This is a genomic window from Pseudomonas sp. QTF5 (assembly GCF_000512695.2).
Lineage (GTDB): Bacteria > Pseudomonadota > Gammaproteobacteria > Pseudomonadales > Pseudomonadaceae > Aquipseudomonas.
In genome coordinates this window covers 20596-32832 of sequence record NZ_AZRW02000042.1, presented here as the reverse complement: position 1 = coordinate 32832, position 12237 = coordinate 20596, and the positions used below count along the sequence as shown (strand labels likewise).

Below are 12237 nucleotides of genomic sequence, written 5' to 3'. Positions count from 1 at the left end.
ATCAGGCAGTCGCCTTGTCGTCCTTCTTAAGACTTGCAGGCGGCCAGTTGTCGAGGCGCATGCCGAGGGACAGACCGCGGGAGGCTAGAACGTCCTTGATTTCAGTCAAGGATTTCTTGCCAAGGTTCGGAGTCTTCAACAGCTCTACTTCGGTACGCTGAATCAGGTCACCGATGTAGTAGATGTTTTCCGCCTTAAGGCAGTTAGCCGAACGTACAGTCAGTTCCAGATCGTCAACCGGGCGAAGCAGGATCGGATCGATCTCGTCTTCCTGCTCGACAACCACTGGCTCACTGTCACCTTTGAGGTCGACGAACGCAGCCAACTGCTGTTGCAGAATGGTTGCAGCACGACGGATAGCCTCTTCAGGATCCAGGGTACCGTTGGTTTCCAGATCAATAACCAGCTTGTCCAGGTTAGTACGCTGTTCGACACGGGCGTTTTCCACCACGTATGCGATACGGCGAACCGGGCTGAACGAAGAGTCAAGCTGCAAGCGACCGATGCTGCGGCTTTCGTCTTCATCGCTCTGACGCGAGTCTGCCGGTTCATAACCACGACCACGAGCTACGGTGAGCTTCATGTTCAGGGCGCCGTTAGACGCCAGGTTAGCGATTACGTGATCGGGGTTAACGATCTCGACATCATGATCCAGCTGAATATCGGCAGCGGTAACCACCCCCGAACCCTTCTTCGACAAGGTCAGCGTAACTTCGTCACGACCGTGCAGCTTGATAGCCAGACCTTTAAGGTTCAACAGGATTTCAATTACGTCTTCCTGTACGCCTTCGATGGCGCTGTACTCATGGAGTACACCGTCAATCTCGGCCTCGACTACTGCACAGCCGGGCATTGAGGACAACAGGATGCGGCGCAGCGCGTTGCCCAGGGTGTGGCCGAAACCACGCTCGAGAGGCTCGAGAGTGATCTTGGCGCGGGTTGGACTGACAACCTGCACATCAATATGGCGGGGTGTCAGGAACTCATTTACCGAAATCTGCATGGATGCACCTATTTTCTAGCCCTTACTTGGAGTAGAGCTCGACAATCAGGCTTTCGTTGATGTCGGCGGACAGATCACTGCGAGCAGGAACGTTCTTGAAAACGCCCGACTTCTTCTCAGTGTCTACTTCTACCCATTCTACGCGGCCACGTTGGGCACACAGATCGAGAGCTTGGACAATGCGAAGTTGGTTCTTTGCTTTCTCGCGAACTGCGACCACGTCACCAGCACGAACCTGGTAAGACGGAACGTTTACGGTCTGACCGTTAACGCTGATCGACTTGTGCGATACCAGCTGACGGGATTCGGCACGAGTAGAGCCAAAACCCATACGGTATACAACGTTGTCCAGACGGCATTCGAGCAGTTGCAGCAGGTTTTCACCGGTTGCACCTTTCTTGCCAGCAGCTTCTTTGTAGTAGCCGCTGAATTGACGCTCGAGAACGCCGTAGATACGACGGACCTTCTGCTTTTCACGCAGTTGGGTGCCGTAATCGGACTGGCGACCGCGGCGTTGGCCGTGGATACCAGGTGCTGCTTCGATGTTGCACTTCGATTCGATCGCGCGCACGCCGCTCTTCAGAAAGAGATCGGTGCCTTCGCGACGAGCGAGTTTGCATTTTGGACCAATGTAACGAGCCATTCTTTACAATCTCCTGGATTACACGCGGCGCTTCTTCGGCGGACGGCACCCGTTGTGCGGGATTGGCGTCACGTCGGTGATGCTGGCGATCTTGTAGCCACAGCCGTTCAAAGCGCGGACTGCGGATTCACGACCTGGGCCTGGACCTTTGACGTTAACGTCGAGGTTTTTCAGGCCGTATTCCAGCGCAGCTTGACCAGCACGTTCAGCAGCTACTTGAGCAGCGAACGGGGTGGACTTGCGGGAACCGCGGAAACCCGAACCACCGGAGGTAGCCCAGGAAAGAGCGTTGCCTTGACGGTCGGTGATGGTCACGATTGTGTTGTTAAAAGAAGCATGGATGTGGGCAATGCCATCAACCACTGTCTTTTTAACTTTTTTACGAGGACGAGCAGCAGGTTTAGCCATGATTAATTTCCTGTCGATTCGCTGGGGCGATTACTTGCGGATCGGCTTACGCGGACCTTTACGGGTACGCGCGTTAGTCTTGGTACGCTGACCGCGCACTGGAAGACCACGACGATGACGCAGACCGCGATAGCAACCGAGGTCCATCAAACGCTTGATTTTCATGTTGATTTCGCGACGCAGGTCACCTTCAGTGGTGAACTTCGCCACTTCGCCACGCAGCTGTTCAATCTGCTCGTCGCTCAGATCTTTGATCTTTGCGGCTGGGTTTACCCCAGTCACTGCACAAATTTTCTGTGCAGTAGTGCGACCAACACCATAGATGTAGGTCAGCGAGATAACAGTATGCTTGTTATCTGGAATGTTAACGCCTGCAATACGGGCCATTCAGTGGGACTCCAATTGACAGCTACCTACGCCCCGGAAGCCAAGAAATAGGGCGCGAGATAATATCGCTGTAATAACAAATAATCAACCCGGCAGCGCACTAGCTGCCGGGCTTGAAGCACAATCACACTCAGCCTTGGCGCTGTTTGTGACGCGGTTCCGCGCTGCAAATTACTCGAACAACACCTTCGCGGCGAATAATTTTGCAGTTACGGCACAGCTTTTTCACCGATGCACGAACTTTCATCACCAACTCCTCGAACCTTATGGGTACTCAGCGCAACATGCCGCTGCCGTAACCCTTCAGGTTGGCTTTCTTCATCAGGGATTCGTACTGGTGCGAAACGAGGTGCGATTGTACTTGGGACATGAAGTCCATCACAACCACGACGACGATCAGCAACGAGGTCCCGCCAAGGTAGAACGGAACGTTTGCTGCAACCACCAGGAACTGGGGCAACAAGCACACGGCCGTCATATATAGAGCACCGAACAGGGTCAAACGAGTCAGAACGCCATCAATGTAGCGCGCAGACTGCTCACCCGGACGGATGCCCGGAATAAAGGCACCGGACTTCTTCAGGTTTTCCGCTACGTCTTTCGGATTGAACATCAACGCCGTATAGAAGAAGCAGAAGAAAATAATCCCTGCACTAAACAGCAGAATATTCAACGGCTGACCAGGAGCGATCGACTGCGAGATGTCCTGCAGCCAGCCCATACCTTCAGACTGACCGAACCAGGTACCCAACGAAGCCGGGAACAGCAAAATGCTGCTCGCGAAAATGGCCGGAATAACACCGGCCATGTTCACCTTCAACGGCAAGTGGCTAGTCTGCGCAGCAAAGACCTTACGGCCCTGCTGACGCTTGGCGTAGTGAACAGCAATACGACGCTGGCCACGCTCAATGAACACCACGAAACCGATAATCGCTACTGCCAGCAAACCGATGGCAACCAGGGCGAAAATGTTGATGTCACCCTGACGTGCAGACTCGAAAGACTGCCCGATTGCTCTCGGAAGACCGGCGACGATACCTGCGAAAATCAACATCGAGATACCGTTGCCAACACCACGCTCAGTAATCTGCTCACCCAGCCACATCATGAACATCGCACCAGCCACAAACGTGGATACCGCGACGAAATGGAAGCCAAAGTCACCAGTGAACGCAACGCCCTGCCCTGCCAGACCAATGGACATGCCAATTGCCTGAACGAGAGCGAGGACGACAGTGCCGTAGCGGGTGTACTGAGCGATCTTGCGACGCCCAGCTTCACCTTCCTTCTTCAACTGTTCCAACTGCGGGCTGACGGCGGTCATCAGCTGCATGATGATCGATGCCGAAATGTACGGCATGATCCCCAGTGCAAAGATGCTCATCCGTTCCAGCGCGCCGCCGGAAAACATGTTGAACAAGCTAAGAATGGTCCCCTCATTCTGTCGAAACAGGTCCGCGAGTCGGTCCGGGTTGATACCTGGAACCGGGATGTGTGCGCCTATTCGGTAGACGATAATCGCCAAGAATAGAAAACGCAGACGAGCCCAGAGTTCAGACATACCGCCTTTGCCGAGCGCAGAGAGAGCACCTTGCTTAGCCATTTATTCCTCGAACTTGCCGCCAGCTGCTTCGATAGCCGCACGCGCACCTTTGGTGGCGCCGATTCCCTTTCCGATGGTGACAGCGCGAGTAACTTCGCCGGACAGCATGATTTTCACACGCTGAACGTTGACGTTGATCACGTTGGCATCTTTCAGGGACTGCACGGTGACGATGTCGCCTTCCACTTTAGCCAGCTCGGACAAACGCACTTCTGCGCGATCCATGGCTTTCAGGGAAACGAAACCGAACTTCGGCAGGCGACGATGCAGCGGCTGTTGACCGCCTTCAAAGCCTGGAGCAATGGTGCCACCGGAGCGGGAGGACTGACCTTTGTGGCCACGGCCACCGGTCTTGCCCAAACCACTACCGATACCACGGCCCGGACGATGCTTTTCGCGACGGGAACCCGGCGCTGGACTCAGATCATTGAGTTTCATCGATTAACCCTCGACACGCAGCATGTAGTAAGCCTTGTTGATCATCCCGCGGTTCTCGGGAGTATCAAGTACTTCTACAGTGTGACCGATGCGACGCAGACCCAGACCCTTAACGCACAATTTGTGGTTAGGGATGCGGCCGGTCATGCTTTTGATCAGCGTAACTTTAACGGTAGCCATGATCAGAAGATCTCCTTGACGCTTTTGCCACGCTTGGCGGCAATGGATTCAGGAGACTGCATAGCTTTCAAACCTTTGAAAGTGGCGTGAACCACGTTTACCGGGTTAGTCGAGCCGTAGCACTTGGCCAGAACGTTCTGAACGCCAGCAACTTCGAGGACAGCACGCATAGCGCCGCCAGCGATGATACCGGTACCTTCAGAAGCAGGCTGCATGTACACCTTCGAAGCGCCGTGAGCGGACTTCATCGCGTACTGCAGAGTGGTGCCGTTCAGATCAACTTGGATCATGTTGCGGCGAGCAGCTTCCATTGCCTTCTGGATCGCAGCAGGCACTTCACGCGACTTGCCACGGCCGAAGCCAACACGCCCTTTACCATCACCAACCACGGTCAACGCGGTGAAAGTGAAGATACGGCCGCCTTTAACGGTTTTGGCTACGCGGTTAACTTGAACCAGCTTCTCGATGTAGCCTTCGTCGCGCTTTTGGTCGTTATTTGACATAACTTAGAACTCCAGCCCAGCTTCACGAGCAGCATCAGCCAGCGCCTTGACGCGGCCGTGATACTTGAAGCCAGAGCGGTCGAAAGCCACCTGCGAGACGCCAGCGGCTTTAGCACGCGTAGCGACCAGCTGGCCAACCTTAGTGGCCGCGTCGATGTTGCCAGTGGCGCCATCACGCAGTTCTTTATCCAAAGTCGAGGCACTTGCCAGGACTTTGTTGCCGTCGGCCGAAATGACCTGGGCGTAGATGTGCTGCGACGAGCGGAACACGCAGAGACGCACGACTTCGAGTTCGTGCATTTTCAGGCGTGCTTTGCGAGCGCGACGCAGTCGAGTAACTTTTTTGTCGGTCATTTGCTATGCCCTACTTCTTCTTGGCTTCTTTACGACGGACGACTTCGTCCGCGTAGCGCACACCTTTGCCTTTGTACGGCTCTGGTGGACGGAAGTCGCGGATCTCGGCGGCCACTTGACCTACCAGCTGCTTATCGATGCCCTTGATCAGGATATCGGTCTGGCTAGGAGTCTCAGCGGTGATGCCTTCCGGCAGTTCATAATCCACTGGGTGCGAGAAGCCAAGAGCCAGATTCAGCACTGTGCCTTTTGCTTGCGCTTTGTAACCAACACCGACCAGCTGGAGCTTGCGCTCGAAGCCTTGGCTTACGCCTTGGACCATGTTGTTTACCAACGCACGAGTGGTACCAGCCATTGCGCGAGTTTGTTGATCGCCATTGCGAGCAGCGAAACGCAGCTCACCAGCTTCTTCAACGATCTCAACGGACGAATGGATGTTCAGTTCGAGAGTGCCCTTGGCACCCTTCACCGAAAGCTGTTGGCCTGCGAATTTGACTTCGACACCGGCTGGCAGCTTAACGGGGTTCTTAGCGACGCGTGACATGCTTATCCCCCCTTAGAACACAGTGCAAAGAACTTCGCCGCCGACACCGGCAGCGCGCGCAGCACGATCCGTCATCACACCTTTGTTGGTGGAGACGATAGACACACCGAGACCGCCACGAACTTTTGGCAGATCATCGACGGACTTGTACTGACGCAGGCCTGGACGGCTAACGCGCTTCACTTCTTCGATGACCGGACGGCCTTCGAAATATTTCAGCTCGATAGACAGCAGTGGTTTTGTTTCGCTGCTGATCTGATAACCCGCGATGTAACCTTCGTCCTTCAGGACTTTAGCTACAGCCACCTTCAACGTGGAAGAAGGCATGCTTACGACGGACTTTTCAGCCATCTGGGCATTACGGATTCGAGTTAGCATGTCCGCTAACGGGTCCTGCATACTCATGGGCTAGACGCTCCTAATACAAAAAAATAAGCCTTGCGGCTACTACCTTCGCCGAGAAACTCCATGCGAAAAAAGCACGGGCTCAGGCGAGCCGGGTATTCTAGACACACCCCACAAATGAATCAAGCCCCAAAAGGGGCTTGATTCAAGTTCAAGGTCACCGGTGGTCAGGAACTCGCGCTCCTGGACACCGGGACTTCGATATTGCTTACCAGCTGGCTTTAACCAGACCAGGTACGTCACCACGCATTGCAGCTTCACGCAGTTTGTTACGGCCGAGGCCGAACTTGCGGTAAACGCCGTGTGGACGACCGGTCAGGCGGCAGCGGTTACGCATGCGCGAAGCGCTTGCGTCACGTGGCTGCTTCTGCAGAGCTACTGTAGCTTCCCAACGCGCTTCTGGACTTGCGTTCAGATCAACGATGATAGCTTTCAGTGCTGCACGCTTTTTGGCGTACTTGGCAACCGTGAGCTGACGCTTCAGCTCGCGGTTTTTCATGCTCATCTTGGCCATTTTCCTACTCCAATCAGTTGCGGAACGGGAATTTGAAAGCACGCAACAGGGCGCGACCTTCATCATCGTTCTTGGCAGTGGTGGTCAGGGTAATGTCCAGACCGCGGAGAGCATCGATCTTGTCGTAGTCGATTTCCGGGAAGATGATCTGCTCTTTAACGCCCATGCTGTAGTTACCACGACCATCGAAGGACTTGGCATTCAGGCCGCGGAAGTCGCGGACCCGAGGCAGGGAGATCGACAGCAGACGATCCAGGAATTCGTACATACGCTCACGGCGCAGGGTCACTTTGACGCCGATCGGCCAACCTTCACGGACTTTAAAGCCAGCGATGGATTTCCGAGCGTAAGTCACAACGACTTTCTGACCGGTGATCTTTTCCAGGTCGGCAACAGCGTGCTCGATGACTTTTTTGTCACCGACTGCTTCGCCCAGACCCATGTTCAGGGTGATCTTTGTAACGCGTGGAACTTCCATCACGTTCGAAAGCTTAAGTTCTTCCTTAAGCTTCGGTGCGATTTCTTTCCAGTAAATCTCTTTTAGTCGTGCCATGGTCTCATCTACCTAGCAGTGTTCAAGCATCAACCGCTTTTTGGGTCGACTTGAAGACACGAATTTTCTTGCCGTCTTCTACTTTGAAACCAACGCGATCTGCCTTGTTGGTTTCGCCGTTGAAAATGGCGACGTTAGAAGCGTCCAGTGGAGCTTCTTTTTCGACGATACCGCCTTGTACGCCCGACATCGGGTTAGGCTTGGTATGACGCTTAACCAGGTTCAGACCGCCGATAACCAGACGGTTATTAGCGAGAACCTTAAGCACCTTACCGCGCTTACCTTTGTCTTTGCCGGCGATCACGATGATCTCGTCGTCACGACGAATCTTTTGCATGTCGGATCTCCTTACAGCACTTCTGGGGCGAGCGAGACGATCTTCATGAACTTCTCAGTACGAAGTTCACGGGTCACTGGCCCAAAGATACGGGTGCCGATCGGCTCTTGCTTGTTGTTCAGAAGAACAGCAGCGTTGCCATCAAAGCGGATAATGGAGCCATCAGCACGACGTACGCCGTGACGAGTGCGGACTACAACAGCAGTCATCACTTGGCCTTTTTTCACTTTACCGCGAGGAATTGCTTCCTTCACGGTAACTTTGATGATGTCACCGATACCAGCGTAACGACGATGGGAGCCACCCAGCACCTTGATGCACATAACGCGGCGTGCGCCGCTGTTATCGGCCACATCGAGCATGGATTGAGTCTGAATCATATAATTTCTCCGACCCCTAGTCCTTAGACTTCCACAGCGCGTTCGAGAACATCAACCAGCGCCCAAGACTTGGTCTTGGCCAAAGGACGAGTTTCACGAATAGTGACTTTGTCGCCGATGTGGCACTGATTGGTTTCGTCGTGCGCGTGCAGCTTAGTCGAACGCTTAACGTATTTACCGTAGATCGGGTGCTTTACGCGACGCTCGATCAGAACGGTGATGGTCTTGTCCATTTTGTCGCTGACAACACGGCCAGTCAGCGTACGGACGGTTTTTTCGGCTTCAGCCATGATTACTTACCTGCCTGCTGTTTGAGCACAGTCTTCACGCGAGCGATGTCACGCTTAACTTGCCGGAGCAGGTGAGACTGCCCCAACTGGCCAGTTGCTTTCTGCATGCGCAGATTGAACTGGTCGCGCAGCAGGCCGAGCAGTTGCTCGTTAAGCTGCGGCGCGTCTTTTTCACGAAGTTCGTTCGCTTTCATCACATCACCGTCCGTTTAACGAAGGCAGTGGCGAGCGGCAGCTTTGCAGCAGCCAGGGCAAATGCCTCACGCGCCAGCTCTTCAGAAACACCCTCGATTTCATACAGGACTTTGCCTGGCTGAATCTGGGCAACCCAGTATTCCACGCTACCTTTACCTTTACCCATCCGAACTTCGAGTGGTTTTTTGGAAATAGGCTTGTCCGGGAATACACGGATCCAGATCTTGCCGCCACGCTTAACGTGACGGGTCAGTGCACGACGCGCTGACTCGATCTGACGAGCGGTGAGACGACCACGAGCTACAGACTTCAGCGCATATTCGCCGAAGCTGACTTTGCTACCGCGCTGAGCCAAGCCACGGTTGTGGCCAGTCATCTGCTTGCGGAACTTCGTACGCTTTGGTTGCAACATTTGGCGTACCCCTTACTTAGCAGCTTTTTTACGAGGCGCTGGTGCTTGTGGTTTCAGTTCTTCTTGGCGACCACCAATTACTTCGCCTTTGAAGATCCAAACCTTTACACCGATCACACCATAAGTGGTGTGAGCTTCGTAGTTGGCATAGTCGATGTCGGCACGCAGGGTGTGCAGTGGCACACGACCTTCGCGATACCATTCAGTACGTGCGATTTCAGCACCGCCGAGACGACCGCTCACTTGGATTTTGATGCCTTTGGCACCAATGCGCATGGCGTTCTGTACAGCGCGCTTCATAGCGCGACGGAACATTACGCGACGCTCCAGCTGCTGAGCTACGCTCTGCGCAACCAACATACCGTCGAGCTCCGGCTTGCGGATTTCTTCGATATTGATGTGCACAGGCACACCCATTTGCTTGGTCAGGTCCTGACGCAGTTTCTCAACATCTTCACCTTTCTTCCCGATAACGATACCTGGACGAGCGGTGTGGATGGTGATACGTGCTGTTTGGGCCGGACGATGGATATCGATACGGCTTACGGACGCGCTTTTTAGTTTGTCTTGGAGATACTCACGCACCTTCAGATCAGCGAACAAATAGTCCGCATAAGTCCGACCGTCTGCGTACCAGACGGAGGTGTGCTCCTTGACGATTCCCAGGCGAATGCCAATGGGATGTACTTTCTGACCCATCTCTTCGACTCCGTTACTTGTCAGCAACCTTGACAGTGATATGGCAAGACCGCTTGACGATGCGATCAGCACGGCCTTTGGCACGTGGCATGATTCGCTTCAGCGAACGCCCTTCGTTGACGAAAACGGTGCTGACTTTAAGGTCATCAACGTCTGCGCCTTCGTTATGCTCGGCGTTGGCTACGGCCGACTCCAGCACTTTCTTCATGATCTCGGCGGCTTTCTTACTGCTGAAAGCCAACAGGTTGAGCGCTTCGCCCACCTTCTTCCCGCGGATCTGGTCGGCGACCAAGCGGGCTTTCTGGGCGGAGATTCGAGCGCCCGACAACTTAGCGGCTACTTCCATTTCCTAACCCCTTAACGCTTGGCTTTCTTGTCTGCCACGTGCCCACGGTAAGTGCGGGTACCGGCAAACTCGCCCAGTTTGTGGCCGACCATGTCTTCGTTAACGAGAACTGGGACGTGGAGACGACCGTTGTGTACAGCGATGGTCAGACCGACCATTTGTGGCAGGATCATCGAACGACGCGACCAGGTTTTCACCGGTTTGCGATCATTCTTTTCCGCCGCCACTTCGATCTTCTTCAGTAGGTGAAGATCGATAAAAGGACCTTTTTTCAGAGAACGTGGCACTGTCGTATCCCTCTATTTACTTGCGACGACGGACGATCATTTTGTCGGTACGCTTATTACCACGAGTCTTCGCGCCCTTAGTCGGGAAGCCCCATGGCGATACCGGATGACGACCACCAGAGGTACGACCTTCACCACCACCATGTGGGTGGTCAACCGGGTTCATGGCAACACCACGAACGGTTGGGCGAACGCCACGCCAGCGTTTGGCACCAGCTTTACCCAGCGAACGCAGGCTGTGCTCGGAGTTCGAGACTTCACCCAGGGTCGCGCGGCATTCAGCCAGCACTTTACGCATCTCACCAGAACGCAGACGCAGGGTCACGTAGACACCTTCACGAGCGATCAGCTGAGCCGAAGCACCAGCGGAACGAGCGATTTGCGCGCCTTTACCTGGCTTCAATTCGATGCCGTGTACGGTACTACCAACTGGAATGCTGCGCAGTTGCAACTGGTTACCTGGCTTGATCGGAGCCAAAGCACCCGAAATCAGCTGGTCGCCAGCGTTCACGCCTTTAGGGGCGATGATGTAACGGCGTTCGCCGTCTGCGTACAACATAAGAGCAATGTGAGCAGTACGGTTTGGATCGTATTCGATACGCTCGACAGTGGCTGGAATGCCATCTTTGTCGTTGCGACGGAAATCGACCAGACGATAATGCTGCTTATGGCCACCACCGATGTGACGAGTGGTAATACGACCATTGTTGTTACGACCACCAGACTTCGATTTCTTCTCGAGCAGCGGTGCGTGAGGAGCGCCTTTATGCAGCTCCTGGTTGACCACCTTGACCACATGACGGCGGCCAGGGGAAGTCGGTTTGCATTTAACGATTGCCATGATGCACCCCTTCCTTACTCAGCACTGCTGCTGAAATCGAGATCTTGGCCTGGCTGAAGGGAGATAACTGCCTTCTTCCAGTCATTACGCTTGCCCAGACCGCGAGCAGTGCGCTTGCTCTTACCCAGAACATTCAGGGTAGTAACACGCTCTACTTTCACGCTGAACAGGCTTTCGACGGCCTTCTTGATTTCCAGCTTGGTTGCATCAGTAGCAACCTTGAAAACGAACTGGCCTTTCTTGTCTGCCAGAACCGTAGCCTTCTCGGAAACGTGCGGGCCAAGCAGAACTTTAAATACGCGTTCCTGGTTCATCCCAGCAGCTCCTCGAATTTCTTCACGGCCGACACGGTGATCAACACCTTGTCGTATGCGATCAGACTAACTGGATCGGAACCTTGCACGTCACGTACATCTACGTGTGGCAGGTTACGAGCAGCCAGGTACAGGTTCTGATCAACAGCGTCCGACACGATCAGAACGTCGGTCAGGCTCATGTTGTTCAGCTTGCCCAGCAGGTCTTTGGTTTTCGGCGTTTCAACGGCGAAATCCTGAACCACGACCAGACGATCAGTACGCACCAGCTCAGCAAGGATGGAACGCATTGCTGCGCGATACATCTTCTTGTTCAGCTTCTGGGAGTGATCCTGAGGACGAGCTGCGAAAGTGGTACCGCCGCCACGCCAGATTGGGCTACGGATAGTACCGGCACGAGCACGGCCAGTACCTTTCTGACGCCATGGACGCTTACCGCCACCACGAACGTCGGAACGGGTCTTTTGCTGCTTGCTACCTTGACGGCCGCCGGCCATGTAGGCCACGACTGCTTGGTGAACCAGCGTCTCGTTGAATTCGCCGCCAAATGTCAGTTCGGAAACTTCGATCGCTTGAGCGTCATTTACATTTAATTGCATGT

General features: G+C 54.3%; 25 protein-coding genes. All 25 read right to left on the bottom strand.

Annotated features, from left to right (window positions below):
- Position 1: 1 nt before the first annotated feature.
- The 25 genes from rpoA to rplD all read right to left on the bottom strand — a co-directional run bounded on the left by rpoA (position 2) and on the right by rplD (position 12235).
- Positions 2–1003: a DNA-directed RNA polymerase subunit alpha gene (gene rpoA, locus IC37_RS24430; protein ID WP_003186012.1), complete on the bottom strand. Its 1002-nt coding sequence runs from the start codon at positions 1001–1003 to the stop codon at positions 2–4.
- 22 nt (positions 1004–1025) lie between these two features.
- The gene (gene rpsD, locus IC37_RS24425) at positions 1026–1646 is read right to left on the bottom strand and encodes a 30S ribosomal protein S4 (RefSeq protein ID WP_003176404.1); all 621 of its coding nucleotides are present in this window, start codon (positions 1644–1646) and stop codon (positions 1026–1028) included.
- 18 nt (positions 1647–1664) lie between these two features.
- Complete coding sequence (gene rpsK / locus IC37_RS24420) at positions 1665–2054, bottom strand: 30S ribosomal protein S11 (protein ID WP_002555466.1); 390 nt, start codon at positions 2052–2054, stop codon at positions 1665–1667.
- A 30-nt stretch (positions 2055–2084) separates the two neighbouring features.
- The gene (gene rpsM, locus IC37_RS24415) at positions 2085–2441 is read right to left on the bottom strand and encodes a 30S ribosomal protein S13 (protein WP_003186020.1); all 357 of its coding nucleotides are present in this window, start codon (positions 2439–2441) and stop codon (positions 2085–2087) included.
- 130 nt (positions 2442–2571) lie between these two features.
- A complete protein-coding gene (rpmJ, locus tag IC37_RS24410) occupies positions 2572–2688 on the bottom strand; it encodes a 50S ribosomal protein L36 (RefSeq protein ID WP_002555468.1) in 117 nt (38 codons plus the stop codon).
- A 27-nt stretch (positions 2689–2715) separates the two neighbouring features.
- Positions 2716–4044: a preprotein translocase subunit SecY gene (gene secY / locus IC37_RS24405; protein WP_007896784.1), complete on the bottom strand. Its 1329-nt coding sequence runs from the start codon at positions 4042–4044 to the stop codon at positions 2716–2718.
- Positions 4045–4482, bottom strand: coding sequence for a 50S ribosomal protein L15 (gene rplO, locus IC37_RS24400; RefSeq protein WP_007896782.1), 438 nt, complete (start codon positions 4480–4482; stop codon positions 4045–4047).
- 3 nt (positions 4483–4485) lie between these two features.
- Entirely contained in the window at positions 4486–4662 is a 177-nt protein-coding gene (gene rpmD / locus IC37_RS24395) for a 50S ribosomal protein L30 (RefSeq protein ID WP_003186033.1), read from the bottom strand.
- A gap of 2 nt (positions 4663–4664) precedes the next feature.
- Complete coding sequence (rpsE, locus tag IC37_RS24390) at positions 4665–5165, bottom strand: 30S ribosomal protein S5 (RefSeq protein WP_003186035.1); 501 nt, start codon at positions 5163–5165, stop codon at positions 4665–4667.
- A 3-nt stretch (positions 5166–5168) separates the two neighbouring features.
- Positions 5169–5519 (bottom strand): 50S ribosomal protein L18, encoded by a 351-nt coding sequence (gene rplR / locus IC37_RS24385; protein WP_003186037.1) that lies wholly within the window; start codon positions 5517–5519, stop codon positions 5169–5171.
- Between the two features lie 10 nt (positions 5520–5529).
- Entirely contained in the window at positions 5530–6063 is a 534-nt protein-coding gene (gene rplF / locus IC37_RS24380) for a 50S ribosomal protein L6 (RefSeq protein ID WP_003176412.1), read from the bottom strand.
- Between the two features lie 12 nt (positions 6064–6075).
- Positions 6076–6468, bottom strand: a complete 393-nt coding sequence (gene rpsH, locus IC37_RS24375; RefSeq protein ID WP_008065722.1) for a 30S ribosomal protein S8 — start codon at positions 6466–6468, stop codon at positions 6076–6078.
- 208 nt (positions 6469–6676) lie between these two features.
- Entirely contained in the window at positions 6677–6982 is a 306-nt protein-coding gene (gene rpsN, locus IC37_RS24370; protein ID WP_003176414.1) for a 30S ribosomal protein S14, read from the bottom strand.
- A 13-nt stretch (positions 6983–6995) separates the two neighbouring features.
- Positions 6996–7535: a 50S ribosomal protein L5 gene (gene rplE / locus IC37_RS24365; protein WP_003176415.1), complete on the bottom strand. Its 540-nt coding sequence runs from the start codon at positions 7533–7535 to the stop codon at positions 6996–6998.
- 22 nt (positions 7536–7557) lie between these two features.
- On the bottom strand, positions 7558–7872 hold the full coding sequence (gene rplX, locus IC37_RS24360; RefSeq protein ID WP_003176416.1) for a 50S ribosomal protein L24: 315 nt from the start codon (positions 7870–7872) through the stop codon (positions 7558–7560).
- An 11-nt stretch (positions 7873–7883) separates the two neighbouring features.
- Positions 7884–8252 (bottom strand): 50S ribosomal protein L14, encoded by a 369-nt coding sequence (gene rplN / locus IC37_RS24355; RefSeq protein WP_002555479.1) that lies wholly within the window; start codon positions 8250–8252, stop codon positions 7884–7886.
- Between the two features lie 23 nt (positions 8253–8275).
- Positions 8276–8542: a 30S ribosomal protein S17 gene (gene rpsQ / locus IC37_RS24350; protein ID WP_003176419.1), complete on the bottom strand. Its 267-nt coding sequence runs from the start codon at positions 8540–8542 to the stop codon at positions 8276–8278.
- Positions 8543–8544: 2 nt separating this feature from the next.
- Positions 8545–8736, bottom strand: a complete 192-nt coding sequence (gene rpmC, locus IC37_RS24345) for a 50S ribosomal protein L29 (protein ID WP_008030901.1) — start codon at positions 8734–8736, stop codon at positions 8545–8547.
- The gene (gene rplP, locus IC37_RS24340) at positions 8736–9149 is read right to left on the bottom strand and encodes a 50S ribosomal protein L16 (protein WP_007943783.1); all 414 of its coding nucleotides are present in this window, start codon (positions 9147–9149) and stop codon (positions 8736–8738) included. Before rplP ends, rpmC begins: the two co-directional genes overlap by 1 nt.
- A 12-nt stretch (positions 9150–9161) precedes the next feature.
- Complete coding sequence (rpsC, locus tag IC37_RS24335) at positions 9162–9848, bottom strand: 30S ribosomal protein S3 (RefSeq protein WP_003176422.1); 687 nt, start codon at positions 9846–9848, stop codon at positions 9162–9164.
- A gap of 13 nt (positions 9849–9861) precedes the next feature.
- A complete protein-coding gene (rplV, locus tag IC37_RS24330) occupies positions 9862–10194 on the bottom strand; it encodes a 50S ribosomal protein L22 (RefSeq protein ID WP_003103908.1) in 333 nt (110 codons plus the stop codon).
- 11 nt (positions 10195–10205) lie between these two features.
- Positions 10206–10481, bottom strand: a complete 276-nt coding sequence (gene rpsS / locus IC37_RS24325) for a 30S ribosomal protein S19 (protein WP_003232420.1) — start codon at positions 10479–10481, stop codon at positions 10206–10208.
- Between the two features lie 16 nt (positions 10482–10497).
- Positions 10498–11322 carry a 50S ribosomal protein L2 gene (gene rplB, locus IC37_RS24320; protein WP_008030897.1) on the bottom strand — a complete coding sequence of 275 codons (825 nt, stop codon included), beginning with the start codon at positions 11320–11322 and terminating at the stop codon, positions 10498–10500.
- 14 nt (positions 11323–11336) lie between these two features.
- Positions 11337–11636 (bottom strand): 50S ribosomal protein L23, encoded by a 300-nt coding sequence (gene rplW, locus IC37_RS24315; RefSeq protein ID WP_002555488.1) that lies wholly within the window; start codon positions 11634–11636, stop codon positions 11337–11339.
- Complete coding sequence (gene rplD / locus IC37_RS24310; protein WP_003228735.1) at positions 11633–12235, bottom strand: 50S ribosomal protein L4; 603 nt, start codon at positions 12233–12235, stop codon at positions 11633–11635. The genes rplW and rplD overlap by 4 nt, the downstream gene beginning before the upstream one ends.
- Positions 12236–12237: the final 2 nt, after the last annotated feature.

Bases quoted from the DNA above. Each gene is read 5' to 3' on its own strand.
- rpsC (WP_003176422.1), bottom strand. From the start codon at position 9,848: ATGGGTCAGAAAGTACATCCCATTGGCATTCGCCTGGGAATCGTCAAG.
- rpsM (WP_003186020.1), bottom strand. From the start codon at position 2,441: ATGGCCCGTATTGCAGGCGTTAACATTCCAGATAACAAGCATACTGTT.
- rplB (WP_008030897.1), bottom strand. From the start codon at position 11,322: ATGGCAATCGTTAAATGCAAACCGACTTCCCCTGGCCGCCGTCATGTG.
- rplX (WP_003176416.1), bottom strand. From the start codon at position 7,872: ATGCAAAAGATTCGTCGTGACGACGAGATCATCGTGATCGCCGGCAAA.
- rpoA (WP_003186012.1), bottom strand. From the start codon at position 1,003: ATGCAGATTTCGGTAAATGAGTTCCTGACACCCCGCCATATTGATGTG.
- secY (WP_007896784.1), bottom strand. From the start codon at position 4,044: ATGGCTAAGCAAGGTGCTCTCTCTGCGCTCGGCAAAGGCGGTATGTCT.
- rpsN (WP_003176414.1), bottom strand. From the start codon at position 6,982: ATGGCCAAGATGAGCATGAAAAACCGCGAGCTGAAGCGTCAGCTCACG.
- rplN (WP_002555479.1), bottom strand. From the start codon at position 8,252: ATGATTCAGACTCAATCCATGCTCGATGTGGCCGATAACAGCGGCGCA.
- rpsQ (WP_003176419.1), bottom strand. From the start codon at position 8,542: ATGGCTGAAGCCGAAAAAACCGTCCGTACGCTGACTGGCCGTGTTGTC.
- rplF (WP_003176412.1), bottom strand. From the start codon at position 6,063: ATGTCACGCGTCGCTAAGAACCCCGTTAAGCTGCCAGCCGGTGTCGAA.
- rpmD (WP_003186033.1), bottom strand. From the start codon at position 4,662: ATGGCTACCGTTAAAGTTACGCTGATCAAAAGCATGACCGGCCGCATC.
- rplP (WP_007943783.1), bottom strand. From the start codon at position 9,149: ATGTTGCAACCAAAGCGTACGAAGTTCCGCAAGCAGATGACTGGCCAC.
- rplE (WP_003176415.1), bottom strand. From the start codon at position 7,535: ATGGCACGACTAAAAGAGATTTACTGGAAAGAAATCGCACCGAAGCTT.
- rplV (WP_003103908.1), bottom strand. From the start codon at position 10,194: ATGGAAGTAGCCGCTAAGTTGTCGGGCGCTCGAATCTCCGCCCAGAAA.
- rpsH (WP_008065722.1), bottom strand. From the start codon at position 6,468: ATGAGTATGCAGGACCCGTTAGCGGACATGCTAACTCGAATCCGTAAT.
- rplW (WP_002555488.1), bottom strand. From the start codon at position 11,636: ATGAACCAGGAACGCGTATTTAAAGTTCTGCTTGGCCCGCACGTTTCC.
- rplD (WP_003228735.1), bottom strand. From the start codon at position 12,235: ATGCAATTAAATGTAAATGACGCTCAAGCGATCGAAGTTTCCGAACTG.
- rpsD (WP_003176404.1), bottom strand. From the start codon at position 1,646: ATGGCTCGTTACATTGGTCCAAAATGCAAACTCGCTCGTCGCGAAGGC.
- rplO (WP_007896782.1), bottom strand. From the start codon at position 4,482: ATGAAACTCAATGATCTGAGTCCAGCGCCGGGTTCCCGTCGCGAAAAG.
- rplR (WP_003186037.1), bottom strand. From the start codon at position 5,519: ATGACCGACAAAAAAGTTACTCGACTGCGTCGCGCTCGCAAAGCACGC.
- rpsE (WP_003186035.1), bottom strand. From the start codon at position 5,165: ATGTCAAATAACGACCAAAAGCGCGACGAAGGCTACATCGAGAAGCTG.
- rpmC (WP_008030901.1), bottom strand. From the start codon at position 8,736: ATGAAAGCGAACGAACTTCGTGAAAAAGACGCGCCGCAGCTTAACGAG.
- rpsK (WP_002555466.1), bottom strand. From the start codon at position 2,054: ATGGCTAAACCTGCTGCTCGTCCTCGTAAAAAAGTTAAAAAGACAGTG.
- rpmJ (WP_002555468.1), bottom strand. From the start codon at position 2,688: ATGAAAGTTCGTGCATCGGTGAAAAAGCTGTGCCGTAACTGCAAAATT.